Here is a 17,723-nt window from a genome sequence, read left to right on the forward strand (position 1 = left end):
ATTTAGATGCAAATACTAATGCAAACGATAATTAATTTCATCAATAAACCATAAAAGATTTTTATGTTATCTGACCGTTAGAATGATGCGCTTCAATGATTGACACGCTGAGGGGCAGAAGAAAGGCATCTTTAAACGATTTTTTTGAGGCGAAACCGTTATGTCATGCGCAGTCTGGAGTGTGCTGGCCTGCTATTCAGATTGTAGTGCACGGCTAAGCTCGGCCAGAATATGTTCGGTCAGCGGATGCGGCTTTGCCGCAGAAAGTGCGCAGATGTCAGCACAAATCGGCTCCTGCAGCGGTACAAACCGCACATGTGGCCAGCTGAGGCTGGCATAGCTGGCGGGAACAATTGAGAGCAGGCCACGGGTCGAAATGACCGCCAGCAGGGTATTGGGCTCGACCACCTGCTGCAGAATCTTCAGGTCAAACCCGGCATTCAGGCAGTGCTGACGAATCCATTGGGTCGCGGCCGAGTTTTCCTGTTTGAGCATAACGAACTGCTGATGATGCAGCTGCCTGAGGGAGAGATTAGGTTGGTTAGCCAGCGAGTGGCCGGCCGGGATGGCGACCACCATCTGCTCGTTGTACAAGGTGTGGGTTGTCAGTGGCGCGGTGTTAATACTGTCGGCGTAACGCACCAGGCCGATATCGAGCCGGTGTTGCTGCAGGGCCTGTTTTTGTTTTTCCGGCGGCAGTTCCAGCAGATTTAACGTGACCTGCGGATAAGCCTGTTGCAGTCGGTGCAGGGCATCGCCAAAACCCGCCCAGAAAATCGAACTCATCAGGCCGATGTTGACGGTCTGCTTTTCCTGGCGACCGTACTGCATAACCCGGTTAAGAGAGCTGTCCAGGATATCGAAGATGCGTTCGCACTCCAGTTGCATCTGCTGGCCGGCACGGGTCAGCCTCACGTTGCGCGTATCGCGCTCAAACAAAGTCACGTTCAGTATGTTTTCCAGCTCTTTGATCTGCGCGCTGAGCGGGGATTTGGTGATATTAAGTTGTTGCGCTGCCTGACTGAACTGCTGGCACTGCGCGACCTGGTAGAAGTAACGCAACATTTTCAAGGTAATACGGGGATCGAGCTCGGTCATAAGGTGCCTGATTGTGCTGGAAAAGAGCATAATTGTGCCAAATTTTGAGATTTTGTCAGTACGGTTATTGGGGTAAAGTGAACCAAACAACACAATGAGGTGATGATCATGTCCTGTGATCCGGTAAACCAAGCACTGGAAACCATTTACGCACACAAAGCAGACTTTAAACCACAAGCCGCGTTTATTCTCGGCTCTGGCCTGGGCGTCATTGCCGATGAGCTGGAAGATAAAGTGGTGATTCCTTACGAGCAGCTGGCCGGCTTTCCGGTCAGTACGGTCGAGGGCCACTCCGGTGAACTGGTGATGGGGACTCTGTTTGGTATTGAAGTAGTGTGCATGAAAGGGCGTGGCCATTATTACGAACATCAAAGCATGAAAGTGATGACCAATCCGGTCCGCACGTTTAAACGCCTTGGCTGTGAATTTATGCTGGTGACTAACGCGGCGGGTTCACTGCGTCCGGAACGGATTGATGTAGGTTCGCTGGTGGTGTTTAACGATCATATTAACACCATGCCGGAATCACCAATGACCGGTCCGAATGATGACGCGTACGGCCCGCGTTTCTTCAGCCTGGCGAATGCCTACGATAAGACGCTGCGTGATGAAGCTCTGAAAGTGGCCCAGGATCAGAACATCCACCTCAATGAAGGTGTGTTTGTCTCTTATACCGGACCCAATTTTGAGACTGCTGCGGAGATCCGCATGATGCAAATCATCGGCGGTGATGTGGTCGGCATGTCTGTGGTGCCGGAAGTGATTTCAGCCGCCCACTGCGGCCTGCCGGTTCTGGCAGTGTGTGCGATTACTAACATGGCAGAGGGCCTGGGTGATGTCGAACTGTCGCACGAACAGACGCTGCGCTGCGCCAAACTGGCGGAGAAAGATTTTATCCACTTGATCAAATCCTTTATCCGCAACCATTTTGCAGTGGCCTGAGTTTATCGCCGGTTAGGCGATTAACAAGGGACGCGCGTGCGTCCCTTTTCTCTACGTGCGTCCCTTTTCTCTATATGGTGTCTTGTCTGGGAATAGGATGGTACAAGCACAGCTACATGGTGTTGTGTTGTAAAAACGAGACCGCTTGATCTGGGAAATCGGTGAACACACCATCCACTTTGACCTGATTGATAAACACATCAAGCATGTCATTAAAGTCGGTCGCATAAGGCGCGATACGTCCCGGATCAGCACGAAAAGTGTAAGGGTGCACCACCAGGCCTGCTTGTTTAGCGTGATTCATCAGTGGTTTGATCATCAGATGATCACGGGTTGATTTCTCATCAACCAGCATAGGTTTCCAGGGGCCGATGCCATCTGCATACTGCGCGACTTTCTCCATACCGTCTGCGGCAAACATCCAGTCATAGTCGTACGGCTTAGCTTGCCCGTTCTGATACACCATGGTTTCGTTCCAGTCGGTATAGGCCATGAGCTGAACCAGGTTGAGATCCATGTTCATTTGCGGCAGTAATTCATCATTGATGCGTTTCAGCTCGTTGGCATCGAAGCATTGTAGATAGATTTTGTCGTCCTTATTGTCATAGCCGTATTGCTTAAGCGTCGTTAACACTGCTTTAGAAATATCTTTCCCCTCATGGCGATGAAACCAGGGCGCTTTGATTTCAGGGTAAATTCCGATGTTGTAGCCCAGGCTCTTATTGAGACCCTGGATCAGCTCAATCTCTTCAGCCAGTGTCGGTACACGAAAATCCGACTGCCACATCGGAAAGCGCTGCGGGAATCCGGCGACTTTATTCCCTTGCTCATCCAGCTTGAATCCTTCGGTAACCCGCAGCGTTTTGATTTCCGCCAGAGTAAAGTCGATAGCGTAATAACGGCCATCGTTGCGCGCCCGGTCCGGGAAGCGCTCAGCAACGTCGGTGACCCGGTCAAGATAGTGGTCGTGCAGTACGACAAGTTGATCATCTTTGGTCATGACCACGTCTTGTTCAATGTAATCCGGCTTCATCGCATAGGCCATTGCTTTGGCTGGTAAGGTGTGTTCCGGCAGGTATCCGGACGCACCACGGTGGGCAATGACCAGCGGGTTGGCAAACGCAGCGCTGCTGCAAGCCAGGGCAAGCAGAGACAAACTGATGGTTTTAAACATAAATAACTTCCTATAAGCCAATAAACCTCAGGGGGCCGGTTGTTGAATAACCGACCCGGTCAGGAGAAACTCCAACATAAGTCGGTTGAAAGATGATGACACACTGCTGAGGATGAGCAGAGTGTCACAGCTGAATTGGTATTCAGAAACTAAACCGTAGCGTTGGTGGTCTGCTGCGCCTGTTTTTGTTTATGGTGCGCACGTTCGCCGACAAACGCATAAATAAGACAGACGATTGCAGCGATACATGAACCGACCAGAATGGTAAATCCGCCATCCCAACCGAAATGATCGACGGTGTAACCAAGAATGGCGTTGGCCGCTACGGCTCCGCCCAGATACCCAAACAAACCCGTAAGTCCCGCTGCGGTGCCGGCTGCCTTTTTCGGTGCCAGTTCCAGAGCGTATAAACCGATCAGCATGACAGGGCCATAGATCAAGAAGCCGATGGCAATCAGGGCCGCCATATCGACACCAGGGTGACCGGCCGGGTTAAACCAGTAAACCAGCACAGCTGCAAGAACCAGCACCATAAACAGAATCCCCGCGGGTGCACGACGTCCTTTGAATACCTTATCGGAAATCCAACCGCACAACAGGGTGCCGGGAATACCAGCCCACTCATATAAGAAATAGGCCCACGAAGACTTATCGACAGAGAAATCTTTCGCTTCTTTAAGGTATACCGGCGCCCAGTCCAGTACACCGTAACGAATCAGGTAGACGAAGGCATTGGCAATTGCGATTGACCACAGCAACTTATTGGCAAATACGTACTTAAAGAAGATTTCTTTGGCGCTCATTTCCTTTTCGTGAGAGGTGTCATAATCATCCGGATAATCATTTTTGTATTCTTCAATCGGAGGCAGGCCGCAAGACTGCGGCGTATCACGCAGCGTCAGCCAGATGAACACGGCGACCAGAGTGGCAAAGAAAGCGGGAACATAAAAAGCAGTGCGCCAGTCGTCATTGAATAACCAAAGGCCGAGCAGAAAAATAGGGCCAATTAAGCCGCCACCGACGTTATGGGCGACATTCCAGACGGATACGGTTTCTCCGCGTTCTTTACGTGACCACCAGTGCACCATGGTGCGTCCGCAGGCTGGCCAGCCCATACCCTGAAACCAACCATTGAGAAACAGCAGAATAAACATTGCAGAGATACTGCCGGTAGCCCAGGGCATGAAACCAAAGCAGAACATAACCAGTGCTGAGCAGAGCAGGCCAGCGCTGAGAAAGTAACGTGGGTTGGAGCGGTCAGAGACACTGCCCATCAGGAATTTAGACAGGCCATAAGCTATCGATACCGCGGCGAGAGCAACGCCCAGGTCACCACGGCTAAAGCCCTGTTCAATCAGATAAGGCATCGCCAGGCTGAAGTTTTTACGTACCAGGTAATATCCGGCGTAGCCGACGAAAATACCAATAAAAAGTTGCCAACGTAAGCGTGTATATGTGCTGTTGATTTTGCTGTCAGGCAGCCGCTCAATATGAGCATCGGGTTTGAATAATCCAAACATTGTGACCTCGTTCATGCGATGGTAAAGATAAAGCTCGAACGCCAAAAAAGTTTCGTTCGAAAGAGGTCGGATTGTTGTTCGAATATTGTTACATTTCTGTGACAGAGGTTTGATATGAATTTATTTGAACATAAAAACAAATTAAATAGTTATAAAGTTGTTGAATAGATTCCAACTTTTCTCTTCATTTCTCGGTGACTCAGGCACCATGTTCGTTTCCGAACCTACTGATCGCTATTCCGCGAATGTTAGACATGTTGGCCGGCCGCTCGTTGATTTGCGCACCGATAAAAAAACCGAGGGCAAAGTTGCACTTTACCCTCGGTTAGAATATCAGCTGAGCGTGGTTAAATTAGCTCTGGCCTCCACGCATTGTGTATTGGTAGTCGACATCAACCAGTGCACGATATTGGATCTGACCTTCTTTCGGTGCAAACGGCTCGACTTTTACTTCTGCATCAGTCACTTTTAAACTTTCTGTCGCAATTTGGGCGTCAAAGATATTCAGCTCCTGAGCCAGTTTTTCGGCCGGTAACTGATTGAGTTGGTCAACCAGCTTAAAACCTGCATCATACGCCTGCTGCTGTGACTGATATGCATCAGTAGCGATGGTGGTTTCTTTTTCTGCCGTATTCACTGCTGCGAAAGCGCCAGCGCTCAGGGACATAGTTGTTAAGATCACAAGTGCTTTCTTCATAACTTTTCTCCTCATCTTTGTGCGACATGCACAGTTGCATATTAGCTATGCATGTAGATGTGCATGTTAATAGCATGTCAGGCTCAGTCAGGAGCGCGATAGCATTTTGTGAACAAATTTTACATATCTCTGGTCGTGCTGGATTTGCTGACAGTGTAATTTTTTTGACCAAATATTAAATCAGCCATGAGTGTATGCTGATGTTTGGTTGCGCTGAAGATGGAATCTAACCCAATAAGATACCAATTATTCAATCAATAATGACGTAGGAATTTGGAAAGCACACAACATTATAAGAATATCGTACGGTATATTGCTTTTGGAATATGATTTTTTATGAGAAAACCTCGCTTCTTTTACGGGATGATGTATGAAATCCTGAATTTTCCCGGTTTTCCCATAGTTAAGGTATGATCATGAAAAATCGAAATTTTCGCCTCGTAACCTGCGCAGCACTGCTGTATGGTTCTGCATTTTCATTTCAGGTAAATGCTCACGGTTGGGTTGAGTTTCCAAGTGCCCGCCAAAATACCTGTTATGAGGATGGGGGGTTTTGGAACAATACGATTCCTAATGCCGCCTGTCAGGCAGCGTTTGACCAATCGGGCACTTATCCGTTTGTACAACGTAATGAGCTATCCGCCAACGTAGTTAACTATCAGGACATCAATGCGGTTAAACAACTTGTCACGGATGGTTCACTGTGTGCGGCAGGTGATAGTGCTAAGTCCGGCCTGGATGTTCCTTCTCCCCATTGGCAAAAAACGGCTGTTACTTTGGATGCAAACAATCAGATTGAGCTGGTTTTTCATGCTACAGCTGCGCATAACCCATCGTTCTGGGAGTTCTATCTGACCAAGCCGGACTACAACTCCTCTGCGTCGTTAACCTGGGACGATCTGCAGTTAATCGATACCGCAGGTAATACGACTGTCTCTGCTGATGGCAAATACCATCTCAATGTCACTTTCCCGACTGACCGCAGCGGCGATGCGATTCTTTATACCCGTTGGCAGCGCCAAGACCCGGCAGGGGAAGGCTTTTACAACTGCAGCGATATCACTTTTAGTACACAGGGCAGTTCAACCTCTCCGGATCAGCCGGATGTATCGACGCCGGCCGCAGATATGACGGCACTTGGCTATTTTGTACCGCAGGGTTTTGGACCGGTGGAGTCCGGAGATACCGTCAGGCTGCGTACCTTTGATGTAAATGGTAACGAGCAGGCAGATATCCGTTTGGCGATTAAGGCGAACAACAGTTCAACCTGGGCCGCTGAGCTGGCCGGGCAGTTTAATCAGCTACAAGGTAATAACTGGTTTATTGGTATCTGGTCTGAAGAGATGGAGCACTACATGTTTGATACCAGTAACATCTATGCCAACCAGGTGTTTGCACCTAATGCCTCATACAGCTATCAGTTGTCTCTGATTAAAGAAGGCAGCGTACCCGCCGATCAGGCCGACAATGCCTGGGATAGCACTACCGTGTATACCGCAGGTGATGTCGTGATTCACGATGGTCGCGAGTGGACCGCGCAGTGGTGGACTCAGGGTGAGCAGCCGGGCACCACAGGCCAGTGGGGCGTGTGGCGCTAATCACATCAGGCGATTGATCTTAGGGGGCATTAGCCCCCTTTATCGCTTCTGACGTATATCTATGGGATGACCGTTTGGTGAGAGTATCCTTACTAGTGAAAGCAAGGTAGACTTCAGGTTTGGTCGATCTCGCGCAGTGATTATGCGTTGATATTAAAGCAAGGCACGTGACTTATGCTGGAAAAAGAAAATCTGATTAAACTGGCACGAATGCAAATGCCATTTGGCAAATACGCTGGCCGTGCACTCATCGATCTACCGGAAGAGTACCTGCTGTGGTTCGATAAAAAAGGCTGGCCGAGCGGTGAACTAGGCGATTTGCTCAAGCTGTGTTTAGCTCTCAAAATTGAGGGGTTAGACAGTGTGGTTAAACCTTTGAAACGGATGTAACTCCTCAGGGTGATACTAAGTCAGCTAATAGATTTTACCTTAGGCATGGCAGAACGTTATCTTGTTACATGTCTCGTCAGCACACCTTTGGACATTTCCGAGTTACGATGGGACGGAATCAGCCAAACTTTCAGATAACTTATTGTATTTCAAACATGCCAAATAACTACAAAGTAGTGGCCAGTTTTGCTAAACCACTACACGTTGACCATTCTACGTTTAACTGAGACCACAACCAGTTGCAACTGTTCACTCTGACATCGCTATGGCGTATTGTGGGGGTACCTAACTTGCAATGAGGTTCAGGTGGATGTCGGTCAGTTTGGTCTGGGAAGTTACGAATATGGTGACAAATACATAAGCTTTAAGCATTGTAATCAATGCGGTTGTGTCACGCACTACACCGCAACTGAAGCGTGGGATAGTGGTTGTCTGGCGGTGAACTATCGTATGTTTGATCCCAGAGAGGTGGCGGACATCGATGTCCGCAACTTAGATGGCGCTGACAGCTGGACGTTTTAGGATTAATACCCGTTCACTATCAGCAATACTCCAGGATCCACTGCTTAAATAGAGTTTGCGCTTTGGTCTCAGTTTGACTTTGGAGTTTTGTTAGCCAGTACGATCCGCTGTCGAGAAAGATATCGAAGGGTTGGATGAGCTTCTCTTCCATGAGTGTCTTTTCAAACATAACGGGAGGCGCTAATGCAATTCCGAATCCCTGAATTGTGGCTTCAATCATCGAAATAGATGAATCAAAGGTGATGCTGTTGAGTCTGGACTTAGGTAGCGGTATATGAGCTTGTTGAAACCACAACGCCCACTCCTCAGGATTATATGAACGCAGCAAGGTGTAGCCCAGAATGTCCTGCGGTTTCTCTAAGTGATGGCCGATCGTTTTGTTGCAAAGCACGGTTAAAGGGGCAGGAAACAAATGCTCTGCTTCGGTCGCATGCCATCTGCCTTTGCCATAACGAATAAAGAAGTCCAGCCCTTCGGACACGGGATCCGCCACGTTGTTGTTGGTCGAGATTCTGACATCGATATAGGGAAAACGTTCATTGAAGTCTTTGATTCTTGGGAGCAACCAGTTCAGAGCGAAGGTACCCACAGCACCAACACTGACCACTTCTCGGTGAATTCCTTGTTCAAGCATCTCTAGCGTATCGGTCATACTGTCAAACGCATTTTTAACCACCGGCAATAACATCATTCCTTCATCGGTCAGCGCTAATCCCCGCGGAAGACGATAAAACAGCGCTACCCCCAGTTGCTGCTCCAACATCTTAACTTGCTGACTGATCGCCGCCTGCGTGACACAGAGCTCGATAGCGGCTTTGGTGAAGTTCAAATGCTTAGCAGAGATAAGAAATGCCCTCAGGGCATTCAACGGCAGATGTGTGATGTTCATGATTAGATCTTAGTTAAACTTATGGCTGAGTTCAGTTTTAACACATTGTTCTCTGATACGTCTATCCTTACGATTGGCGTGTTTTTAGAGTGATACATATTAAAAACCAATAAGTAATAGTTATAAATGGAGAGATTCACTTCAATGTGTGTGAGAAGACTAACCATCAATGCAGTATCTCTAGCTATGTTGTTTGCGCCTGCCGTTAACGCGGCTGGCGTGGGAGAAAAACTAAAAAACGAGGTCGACAAACAGGCTCAAGCATTGATGCAGAACTACCATATTCCGGGTATGGCGTTTGGTGTTGTCGTTGAGGGAAAAGCGTATTTTTACAATTACGGTGTGGCTGACAAAGCGCAAAACCAGCCTGTTTCTGAAGCGACGATTTTTGAGTTGGGTTCGGTCAGCAAAACATTCGCAGCCACGCTAGCGAGCTACGCGCAGGTGAAGGGGCAACTGTCGTTAATGGATACGGCGGAGCAACACATGCCAGAACTGAAAGGCAGCACCATAGGTACGCGAACCTTGCAAGAGTTAGGAACGTACATCGCAGGCGGGTTGCCGTTGCAGTTTCCAGATACGGTGAAAAACAATCAGGATATGGTTCAGTACTATCGAAATTGGGGCGAAGCGTATCCAAGTAACACTAAAAGGCTCTATTCGAACCCCAGTATTGGTCTGTTTGGCTATATCGCCGCGTTAAGCCTAAAAGAGGACTACGCGTCCGTTATGGAAAAAAACGTGTTTCCAGCACTGAGTATGCCCAATACCTACATCAATGTGCCGGATAATAAAATGAAAGAGTATGCGTTTGGCTATAACTCGAACGGCGACGCCGTGAGAGTGAATCCGGGCGTACTGGATGCAGAGGCGTATGGGGTCAAGTCCACCAGTTCGGACATGGTACAGTACATCAAAGCCAATCTGGGGTTGACAGTGGTCGTACCTGATATACAGCAGGCACTGGTCAATAACCGTGCTGGCTTCTATCAGTCCAGTACTTTTACGCAAGGTTTGGCGTGGGAGATGTACCCGTATCCCAGCAAACTTAATGCTCTTTTGGAAGGCAATTCGACGGATGTGATCATTAAGCCTCAAACCATCCAGCTCAACACGCCGCCGACACCACCGACGAACGAGGTATGGGTCAATAAAACAGGCTCGACTGGTGGATTTGGTGCTTACGTGGTTTACATTCCAAGCAAAGAAGCGGGTATCGTGATTCTTGCCAATAAAAACTACCCAAATCAGGAACGAGTGAAAGCGGCATTCCGTATTCTGCAGGTAGGACTAGACAGAAGTAAGCGCAACCAGGGTAGATAACGTTTAACACTCATGTCCGCGATTGGCGAGCATGGGTGTTTGTTTATTGAACCAATAGGATGGTGAACACGGCCCCCTGATTAATCTGCTATGCCAACTTCAACTGACCACCTAAATTCTCGGTCATCGCTCTGGCGAGAGAAAGCCCGAGGCTAAACCCTCAATATTACTGCGGCTTGCATCCACACGATACAGACGCTCGAAGATCAGATCTTGATATTGGGGAACGATACCGATTCCGGTGTCCGTGACCTGAATCTTTGTCAGGTTATCGTCGGTACGTTGGGCCGCTAAGCGTAACCTGACCGCCAGGTTGTGTGTACTTAATGGCATTATCAACCAGGTTATCCAGCACTTTAGTCAGTTTGTCCGTATCAGACTGTATACCAGTGTTTCGTCGGTGGTAACGCGCAATTCGATCTGTTTTTCGTCAGACATATCTTCATACCAACTGGCTACAGTATACATGACCTGATGGAGGTCGGTGGCCTCTGTAAACCACTACACTATAAAACGAAGACGTTATTTTTTACTCGCCATCAAATTTATTTGTGACATCCTTTTCCGAAGTGCTTTATGCATATTATTCAGCGCATAAGGCTTCATTGTCTTCCATTTCTGGCATTCTTCTCGAGTTCTACCACACCCAGTACACCATCCTTTCGGACCTGAAAAATCGCACACATCAATACATGGGCTTTTTTGCTTTTTCATTGCATTCTCACAACGTTATTGGCTAAATAAAACACCTATTCACATTTCAAGCAGAAGCTTGTCGATGCTTGATTCAAGTGTACGTAGACGATTGAGTTCCTCGTATAAACGCTGTTCTAAGTTTTTAAAATTAAGCGGCAAAGTACGCTGACATACACCATAACTGCTATCCAACATTTTATACCCTTTCCAACCATTGATTCGCTCGGCTTCCAAACTCAACAACTGACGAATAAATTCAGCTTGCTGAGGGCAGTCTTCTTCGGCATGCACACACACTGGGAAAGACTTGCTCTTAATCTGAGGGGACTCAATAAATGTTTCAAAATGAACGCCGCCTTGGTTGTGATTAAACCAATTCTGCTTATAGAGCTGTAAGTAGTTACCTCGATTATAAATTTCCCAGTCGTCACCAAACCAACTCGACTGTCGTAGCATTTTTTCTAGGTTACGGAACACACCTTTTACATCTTTCATCGCACTAACTTTTCTTCCAAACTAAATACAAAACAAACACACCACCAACCGCTGCAGTAATAATCCCAACAGGTAGTTCTTGCGGCGCAAGTAATGTGCGACTGAGTACGTCACCCAGGCTCATCATCACTGCGCCCCATAATGCAACGAGAGGTAGTGCACGCTTGTGAGTCATTCCTGAAAACGGTCTTATCAAATGTGGAACCATTAAACCAATGAATCCCACCACGCCGGTTATAGCGACGATTGCCGCAGTACAAAACGCGCAACAGATAAATATTTCACTGCGTAGGCGGTGAACATTCATCCCCAGCGAGTGAATTGTCTGATCACCAACCAATAGTGTATCGAGGGCGCGATATCGTTTAATCGACAGCAAGACAACAACGGCAACGCCTAACAAAGCAAAAAGCAAATTATCCCATCGCGCCAGTCCTAATCCTCCCATAGTCCAGAAGAGTATGGAGCTGGCAGCGCGCTGGTCGCCCGAGTAGATAAGAAAGCTCGTCATCGCACCAAACAAAAATGAGATGGCGAGCCCACATAACACTAAGTTGTCGTTCCCGCGCTTTTTTTGCATCGAGAACAGCATAATCACCGCTGCAGCAGAGACAAGACCACCACTAAATGCAGCAATGGGTAGTGACCAAATACCGAGCAAGTCCCCCAAGCGAGTGATCACTAACACCGCGCCAGCCGAGGCTCCTGAAGATAAACCAAATAGAAATGGATCAGCCAAATCGTTGCGCGTGGCGGTTTGTAGTAAGGCTCCAACAATTGCAAGCCCAGTTCCAGCAATAATCGCAAGCAGTGCTCTCGGTACGCGCAGATCCAACAAAATTCTGCTAGTCATCGACATCTCTTGTGAACCGATGGCTGCCATTCCATCCCAAACCTGCTGAACAGAAAAAGTCATCGAACCACACATTAAGCTAAATAGAAATATCGAGAATAGTAGGGTGATCCCTAATACCCACATCCATGAATAGCTGCTCATTCTCATCACTTAAATAACCGCATTACTGAGCAAAAGCACGAGCCATCTTCTCAACAGCATCTATATTTGCAGGTCCAGGCGTTAGTTGTTCATATCGAAGCTTAATATAGCGTTTGTTCTTAACAGCCTTGGTGTATTTCATCAGCGGATGTTGTTCGAGATAACGCTGCAGTTCACTCGCGCCGTTGGCATTTTGGTAATCAAGTAAGATGATGACATCTGGGTTTTCCTTCGCAACCGTTTCCCACGAAGTAGTCGCCCAGCTAGTTTGCATATCATGCGTAACATTGACACCACCAGCCACTCGAATCATAGCGTCTGGCATCGCATACTGGCCTGCGGTAAACGGCTTATCTTGACCAGAATCGTATAAGAATACCTTAGGAGCTTTGGCGTTAGATGTAGGTTTTGGTAAAGCCGCAATACGTTGTTTCCAACCGTTGACAAGTGAATTAGCCTTATCTTGACGGTCGAAAATCACGCCGAGTTTCAGAATGTCTGTATAGAGTAAGTCCATGCTGGCACTCTTTTTCTGCTCGGATCGCGTGTGGACGCAGCTTTCACTCAGAACCAATGTATCAATCCCATAAGGCGCTAATGTTTCAGGTGTCACCTCACCGCCCACTTTCATGCCATAATTCCAACCCGCGAAGAAGAAATCGACCTGCGCTGCCATCAAGGTTTCAAGCGATGGATATTTAGGTGCCAGCTCTGGGATCCCCCCCAACCGATGTTTAAACTCCGGTGACATCTTGTACCAACCGGTAATGCCTGTAACACCAGCCATATCATCTTGTAGACCCAAAGCAAACGCCATTTCAGCCATGTTGATATCGTGAAACACCGCATGAGTTGGGTGCTTCTCAATCGTTAATGGAATTCCACAACTGTCTACTGTCACCGGATATTGGGTTGTCGTTGCTTGCGCGGCGGCGATAGGCAATAAAAGTGAAAATACAACTTTCCATTTCATGAAGTCATTCCTGTTAAAAATTTGAGTGATTAAGATGCAGCTTCAAAATGATGAACTGCGTTGTTGAGATGTGGGTGTTGAAAAGTCAGCACATTTAACCCAAATATTGGCGTGATATATTGGTTGCTTAGTATTTCTTCCGGCGAGCCGCATTTCACCGCACGCTGATTGTCCATGAGAACCACTTTATCGGCGAAAGGCGCAACCAGTTGTAAGTCATGTAATACTGCGATACAGGCTACGCCTTTGCGTTTTATTAGAGCGAGCAATTCTAGACGCGCTAAAGGATCTAAATGATTGGTTGGCTCATCAAGCAGTAAAAGTTGAGGCTGCTGGGCAAAAGCTCGAGCAATATTCGCTCGTTGCTGTTCACCACCAGAGAGTGAGCCCATTTTTCGATTGCTTTTTTCGAGCAGTTTTACATCATTTAATGCGTTATCAACCGCAGCCAAGTGAGCGCCTTGACTACAACAGAAAGCATGTGGCACTCGCCCAAGACTCACGTATTCACGTACCGTTAAACGCGGATCGACATAATCATTTTGAGCGACGACGGCAATCAATTTGGCTTTTTGCTGAGGGGATAACTCTCTGAGTTGACAACCACTAATCAGTAACTCACCTTGCACTATGCCATATTCGCCTGTAATCGATTTTAACAGGCTCGATTTACCACTGCCGTTGGTTCCGATAACCGCAAGACATGTACCATCTGCGACCTCAAACGTTGCATCAATCAACGCTTTCCAGCCTTGCGGGCTTCGAGTGCCTAGTTGCTTGACTTCTAACATCGCCACAAATCCATTTCCCTTAAAAAGTAAATGATATTAATTACCAAATGAATTGTTATAACATAACAATTCATTTGCCATTAGTCGATGGATGTATGAATTTAAAAGGTAGATTTTTATGAGGATATTGGCGAGACCAGAGCTTATCACAACAGTCCAAAATACTTTCTGGCTTATTTTTGGACAAAAATCGTTTAGTGGTATTTCTAAATTAGCAATTAATGAATTATTTTGTATAAGGTAAACATAGCAAGTTGATACGCCTTCTAGCAGTGCGCACTTGCGTCATTATGTATAATCCTTGGTGGCATATGACATATCGCAATAATACTCCTTTTCGGAGTATTGACAGTGAAGTATCACTAGATGACCAAGAATTACATTTTTCGTGAATTTGAGTGCGGATTGGCACGCGAGCAGACAGCAGAACTTTGTTTTAAAAGTGTGAGAACAGTCACTGAGTAGGATAGGGGCAAACCAATACCTCCTGAATGCAAACGTCTCATGTGAATGTTTAATGGGAAAGAGTTATCATATCTGCCTATGTGGGAAGTCTTCAGAGTATCGAATGGGAAGCTTCAAGTGCCTAATGGTAAATTTATTAGTCCGCAGGAAATAATTACAGGCATAGCGTTCTTGGAAATTGGGGCAGATTTAGAAAATAAGATAAAATGTGAAGTATTGAAATATTCCAAATTGATTTCTAAATTAAAACCATAAATAAAAGGGCTCGTTGAGCCCTTTTATACCATTCAACTTGCTCTAATATGCTTTCCCTTTCTGGGATAATTTTGTTGTATAAAAAGTTTTACTTTATTGAAGCTTTCATTTGCAGATGTACAAATTTCATTGAAGTCAAAATAGATAGGGCTTATAGACATTGAGTTCCATACTTGAATCAAATAACGTTTAAACTCCAAAGCTCGCTTGTATCGACTATCTATTGCTAAGGATTCTACATTATATGCAACTCTTTCGCGAGTTTCCTTATAAAATATAGGAGTATCAAAGACCATTGCGTCCAAGTATGCGAATTCACCTAACCATCGACTAATGTGATATACACCGATTGTTGTTACGCGGAAACTTTGTGGCATGTCACCAAACAAAATATTTCCTTCATCTTCTTCGAAGGTCACTCTCAATGATGTCTCGATTAATTTTTTATTGGTTGCTCGCCTAAGGGCGTTTTCTATTTGATCTACAGAATAACCGTTGTCTTGCATCTCATTTATTAAGTTCGTTGTCTGACAAAATCCATCTTTATTAAGGTGTGACCCATTATGGTTCAAATATGAAATTATCAAAGGTACTAGAAAATGTTCATTTTGGTCTGGAACCGAAACGTCTAGTACATTCATTGATAAAGATGTCTCTGGACTAAAATGCGAGTAATCACCAAGAAGAGCCTGCTTAGTGAATTCATGAAGGGGTATACGATAGCTACCTTCACTTTCTTGTAAATCAATAATTTTTGCCGCTTCTACATTCGGTGAACCAATAAAACTTGTAACAAATTCGATTACAGAGCGTATATTACCACCAGTAACGTTGGTCAGAAATTCATTTATATCTTTGTTGCTATGTAAGGAATTTACTAAAACATCTAAGAATACTGCCAAGTTCTCAGATCTCACGTTACCATAATCAACATTAACTTCTTGGCCTCTGGCTAACCGAGATGCATACCTTAAGCGTTTGGATACAACATCTTCTACTTTAGGTGGGAGTATCGTAAAAATCTTATGAGGGTAAGCGTTTAAAGCTCCCGCACGTTTAGATTTGTAAAAAGTTTGAGGTCTTACAGACAGGAAAACTGTGGCTTTCCATTCTTTTGCAAGTTCTTGAGCGATAATAAAAGCCTGCTGTTGAATATCAAATTCACGCTGATCGGCATTATCGATACAAATAATTACTTGCTTGTTGTGTTTCTTGGCTATTCTTTCTATTGATTCTTTTATGTGGTTTCTCTTGTTACTTTGCAATTCATCAAGTTTTTCGTCCAACTTGTCATTATACTTATCAACATTTGAGTCCTTATATTTCCCCCAAATACCTTCGTCGAATATGGCTATGTTTGATTTATATATATCTTTAATGAAGTCAATGTTGTAAATATTTATTCCGTACTCATCTAAAAGTTGTTTATTTATTTGATCGAGAACCAAGTTGTTAATGTCCGTATCAAGTGTTGCGTTGGAACCCAAATCTATATACACATAAATGGCTCTTTTAAATTCATTATAGGCGCTATTATGGTATAGGTTTTTAATAAATGATGTTTTACCAACACCTACATCTCCTATTAAGACTATAGGACGTCTTGATAATGCCTCCGCTAGAATTTCAGGCGTAAAATTACTACCTTTCTTCGACGATACAGGCGTTGTAGACGGTTGTTGCTCGGTGTTAGAAAAGATTGATGAATAGCGAGCTTCTAATATATTTTTACTAAGTAAGGAATATCGATTAAGTACGCCACTTTCACAATAGCATTTTTTATAGAAGTCCTTTTCCAATTCGGGATTGTCTACAACATCTTGGATAAATAGCTCTGATAGTTGTCGTAAATTTATCTGTATATCACTTGGATATCTTATTTTAGGATAGTCTATAAGTTTCGTAGATAACTTTGATGGTAGAGACGTGTCACCAATGGTAAGTTTTCGTATAAGGCGCTTGTCATCTACGCCATGTCTGGACAGGCAGTTCCACGCTTCATTGAAATTGTCATACATGTGCAATAGAGAAGTGAATATCAATGCGCTTCCTTCATCTACATTTATACCATCGATGCGAGTGCCTAAAAATGCGACATACTGATGGCCATTCGTAACCACGGCGATAGGAACGCCGCGTCTAGCACAATAGTTTGCAGCTTGTTCCATCGCAGATTTTAAATTCGGGCTTGCTTGATACAGGGTTTGAATAGGAAGAGTGGAGTTTGATGAAATGCCAGCGGGTATTTCAAATCCGATACCTTCTCTTTTTGCTTCAACAATGACCCGACGTGGGTGGCCAAGTTCATAATCAGTGAAACCGTTACTGGATTTATGATGCTCAACTTCTATGAAATCTTCCCAATCAAGACATTCTTTCAAAACCGTATCAATGATATGGAATCTTGTCTGGGCTTCGTTCATATTTGATTCTGATTCGTTGGCTATGAGTTCGCCCAATCGTCTCTTTGCATCGTGTAGTGATAACATAGTATTACCTGCTAGCCATTGTTTTACTTACATAAGTAAAACATCATATACCTCTAAGCCCATAGGGGTTAGCTGGATTTTTGAGCAATCTCGAAAATTCAGAGGTGCATCACCAGCGCAGACTAGAATCGTACATGTTTTAAACGCCTAATCAAGGGGGGTCACACAGCGAGCAGCATTAGAAAAATGGATAACTTTTAATAGGGCAAAGGTGCATGAACAGTATTTGAATGAGTAAAAGATCTAACGCATAAAGGGGCACAAACGAGTTACAGTGATGAAACGAAAGATGTGATCACCAAGCGATTCTGTCGTACCTTAATTACCAAGCGACTTTGTCATTACAATAACTACCGAGGGAAATTGACGGGACTCATTAGCGTACCTTTTAAAGTAATCAAATAAAGCT

The 17,723-nt window shown here is 45.4% G+C and carries 17 protein-coding genes; 5 read left to right on the top strand and 12 right to left on the bottom strand.

Annotated elements, in window-relative coordinates; genetic code table 11:
* Positions 1-192: 192 nt before the first annotated feature.
* On the bottom strand, positions 193-1,098 hold the full coding sequence (locus E6C74_RS16385; RefSeq protein ID WP_240798209.1) for a LysR substrate-binding domain-containing protein: 906 nt from the start codon (positions 1,096-1,098) through the stop codon (positions 193-195).
* A 108-nt stretch (positions 1,099-1,206) separates the two neighbouring features.
* On the opposite strand from E6C74_RS16385, the gene xapA reads away from it, so the two are divergent.
* Positions 1,207-2,040 carry a xanthosine phosphorylase gene (gene xapA / locus E6C74_RS16390; protein ID WP_136487124.1) on the top strand — a complete coding sequence of 278 codons (834 nt, stop codon included), beginning with the start codon at positions 1,207-1,209 and terminating at the stop codon, positions 2,038-2,040.
* A gap of 112 nt (positions 2,041-2,152) precedes the next feature.
* On the opposite strand, the gene glpQ is transcribed toward xapA, so the two are convergent.
* From glpQ to E6C74_RS16405, 3 genes are all read right to left on the bottom strand, one after another.
* Complete coding sequence (gene glpQ / locus E6C74_RS16395; protein WP_136487125.1) at positions 2,153-3,214, bottom strand: glycerophosphodiester phosphodiesterase; 1,062 nt, start codon at positions 3,212-3,214, stop codon at positions 2,153-2,155.
* A gap of 149 nt (positions 3,215-3,363) precedes the next feature.
* Entirely contained in the window at positions 3,364-4,734 is a 1,371-nt protein-coding gene (gene glpT / locus E6C74_RS16400) for a glycerol-3-phosphate transporter (protein ID WP_136487126.1), read from the bottom strand.
* Positions 4,735-5,086: 352 nt separating this feature from the next.
* A complete protein-coding gene (locus tag E6C74_RS16405) occupies positions 5,087-5,431 on the bottom strand; it encodes a DUF3316 domain-containing protein (protein WP_136487127.1) in 345 nt (114 codons plus the stop codon).
* Positions 5,432-5,847: 416 nt separating this feature from the next.
* On the opposite strand from E6C74_RS16405, the gene E6C74_RS16410 reads away from it, so the two are divergent.
* The 3 genes from E6C74_RS16410 (at position 5,848) to E6C74_RS21070 (ending at position 7,941) form a co-directional block, all read left to right on the top strand.
* Positions 5,848-7,029, top strand: coding sequence for a lytic polysaccharide monooxygenase (locus E6C74_RS16410; protein ID WP_136487128.1), 1,182 nt, complete (start codon positions 5,848-5,850; stop codon positions 7,027-7,029).
* 174 nt (positions 7,030-7,203) lie between these two features.
* On the top strand, positions 7,204-7,419 hold the full coding sequence (locus E6C74_RS16415) for a DUF3820 family protein (RefSeq protein ID WP_136487129.1): 216 nt from the start codon (positions 7,204-7,206) through the stop codon (positions 7,417-7,419).
* A gap of 306 nt (positions 7,420-7,725) precedes the next feature.
* Positions 7,726-7,941 (top strand): hypothetical protein, encoded by a 216-nt coding sequence (locus tag E6C74_RS21070; RefSeq protein ID WP_206208430.1) that lies wholly within the window; start codon positions 7,726-7,728, stop codon positions 7,939-7,941.
* Between the two features lie 19 nt (positions 7,942-7,960).
* Here the strand turns inward: E6C74_RS21070 and E6C74_RS16425 are convergent, their stop codons facing one another.
* Complete coding sequence (locus E6C74_RS16425; RefSeq protein WP_136487130.1) at positions 7,961-8,830, bottom strand: LysR family transcriptional regulator; 870 nt, start codon at positions 8,828-8,830, stop codon at positions 7,961-7,963.
* A gap of 126 nt (positions 8,831-8,956) precedes the next feature.
* Here E6C74_RS16425 and ampC point away from each other — a divergent pair, with 126 nt between their 5' ends.
* Entirely contained in the window at positions 8,957-10,153 is a 1,197-nt protein-coding gene (gene ampC / locus E6C74_RS16430; protein ID WP_168797048.1) for a class C beta-lactamase, read from the top strand.
* A 123-nt stretch (positions 10,154-10,276) separates the two neighbouring features.
* Here the strand turns inward: ampC and E6C74_RS16435 are convergent, their stop codons facing one another.
* From E6C74_RS16435 to E6C74_RS16465, 7 genes are all read right to left on the bottom strand, one after another.
* Positions 10,277-10,486, bottom strand: coding sequence for an ATP-binding protein (locus tag E6C74_RS16435; RefSeq protein WP_136487131.1), 210 nt, complete (start codon positions 10,484-10,486; stop codon positions 10,277-10,279).
* A gap of 189 nt (positions 10,487-10,675) precedes the next feature.
* Positions 10,676-10,867: a DUF1289 domain-containing protein gene (locus E6C74_RS16440; protein ID WP_136487132.1), complete on the bottom strand. Its 192-nt coding sequence runs from the start codon at positions 10,865-10,867 to the stop codon at positions 10,676-10,678.
* Positions 10,868-10,906: 39 nt separating this feature from the next.
* The gene (locus tag E6C74_RS16445; RefSeq protein ID WP_136487133.1) at positions 10,907-11,344 is read right to left on the bottom strand and encodes a hypothetical protein; all 438 of its coding nucleotides are present in this window, start codon (positions 11,342-11,344) and stop codon (positions 10,907-10,909) included.
* Positions 11,345-11,348: 4 nt separating this feature from the next.
* Complete coding sequence (locus E6C74_RS16450) at positions 11,349-12,347, bottom strand: iron ABC transporter permease (protein ID WP_136487144.1); 999 nt, start codon at positions 12,345-12,347, stop codon at positions 11,349-11,351.
* 16 nt (positions 12,348-12,363) lie between these two features.
* A complete protein-coding gene (locus E6C74_RS16455; RefSeq protein WP_136487134.1) occupies positions 12,364-13,314 on the bottom strand; it encodes an ABC transporter substrate-binding protein in 951 nt (316 codons plus the stop codon).
* Between the two features lie 29 nt (positions 13,315-13,343).
* Complete coding sequence (locus E6C74_RS16460) at positions 13,344-14,105, bottom strand: ABC transporter ATP-binding protein (RefSeq protein WP_136487145.1); 762 nt, start codon at positions 14,103-14,105, stop codon at positions 13,344-13,346.
* A 752-nt stretch (positions 14,106-14,857) separates the two neighbouring features.
* Positions 14,858-17,314 (bottom strand): P-loop NTPase fold protein, encoded by a 2,457-nt coding sequence (locus E6C74_RS16465; RefSeq protein ID WP_136487135.1) that lies wholly within the window; start codon positions 17,312-17,314, stop codon positions 14,858-14,860.
* Positions 17,315-17,723: the final 409 nt, after the last annotated feature.

This window comes from Vibrio sp. H11 (assembly GCF_004804295.1).
Taxonomy (GTDB): domain Bacteria; phylum Pseudomonadota; class Gammaproteobacteria; order Enterobacterales; family Vibrionaceae; genus Vibrio; species Vibrio ostreae.

Coding starts and splice junctions, on each gene's coding strand:
- E6C74_RS16385 (WP_240798209.1), bottom strand. CDS start 1,098: ATGACCGAGCTCGATCCCCGTATTACCTTGAAAATGTTGCGTTACTTC.
- xapA (WP_136487124.1), top strand. CDS start 1,207: ATGTCCTGTGATCCGGTAAACCAAGCACTGGAAACCATTTACGCACAC.
- glpQ (WP_136487125.1), bottom strand. CDS start 3,214: ATGTTTAAAACCATCAGTTTGTCTCTGCTTGCCCTGGCTTGCAGCAGC.
- glpT (WP_136487126.1), bottom strand. CDS start 4,734: ATGTTTGGATTATTCAAACCCGATGCTCATATTGAGCGGCTGCCTGAC.
- E6C74_RS16405 (WP_136487127.1), bottom strand. CDS start 5,431: ATGAAGAAAGCACTTGTGATCTTAACAACTATGTCCCTGAGCGCTGGC.
- E6C74_RS16410 (WP_136487128.1), top strand. CDS start 5,848: ATGAAAAATCGAAATTTTCGCCTCGTAACCTGCGCAGCACTGCTGTAT.
- E6C74_RS16415 (WP_136487129.1), top strand. CDS start 7,204: ATGCTGGAAAAAGAAAATCTGATTAAACTGGCACGAATGCAAATGCCA.
- E6C74_RS16425 (WP_136487130.1), bottom strand. CDS start 8,830: ATGAACATCACACATCTGCCGTTGAATGCCCTGAGGGCATTTCTTATC.
- ampC (WP_168797048.1), top strand. CDS start 8,957: ATGGAGAGATTCACTTCAATGTGTGTGAGAAGACTAACCATCAATGCA.
- E6C74_RS16435 (WP_136487131.1), bottom strand. CDS start 10,486: ATGCCATTAAGTACACACAACCTGGCGGTCAGGTTACGCTTAGCGGCC.
- E6C74_RS16440 (WP_136487132.1), bottom strand. CDS start 10,867: ATGAAAAAGCAAAAAAGCCCATGTATTGATGTGTGCGATTTTTCAGGT.
- E6C74_RS16445 (WP_136487133.1), bottom strand. CDS start 11,344: ATGAAAGATGTAAAAGGTGTGTTCCGTAACCTAGAAAAAATGCTACGA.
- E6C74_RS16450 (WP_136487144.1), bottom strand. CDS start 12,347: ATGAGAATGAGCAGCTATTCATGGATGTGGGTATTAGGGATCACCCTA.
- E6C74_RS16455 (WP_136487134.1), bottom strand. CDS start 13,314: ATGAAATGGAAAGTTGTATTTTCACTTTTATTGCCTATCGCCGCCGCG.
- E6C74_RS16460 (WP_136487145.1), bottom strand. CDS start 14,105: ATGTTAGAAGTCAAGCAACTAGGCACTCGAAGCCCGCAAGGCTGGAAA.
- E6C74_RS16465 (WP_136487135.1), bottom strand. CDS start 17,314: ATGTTATCACTACACGATGCAAAGAGACGATTGGGCGAACTCATAGCC.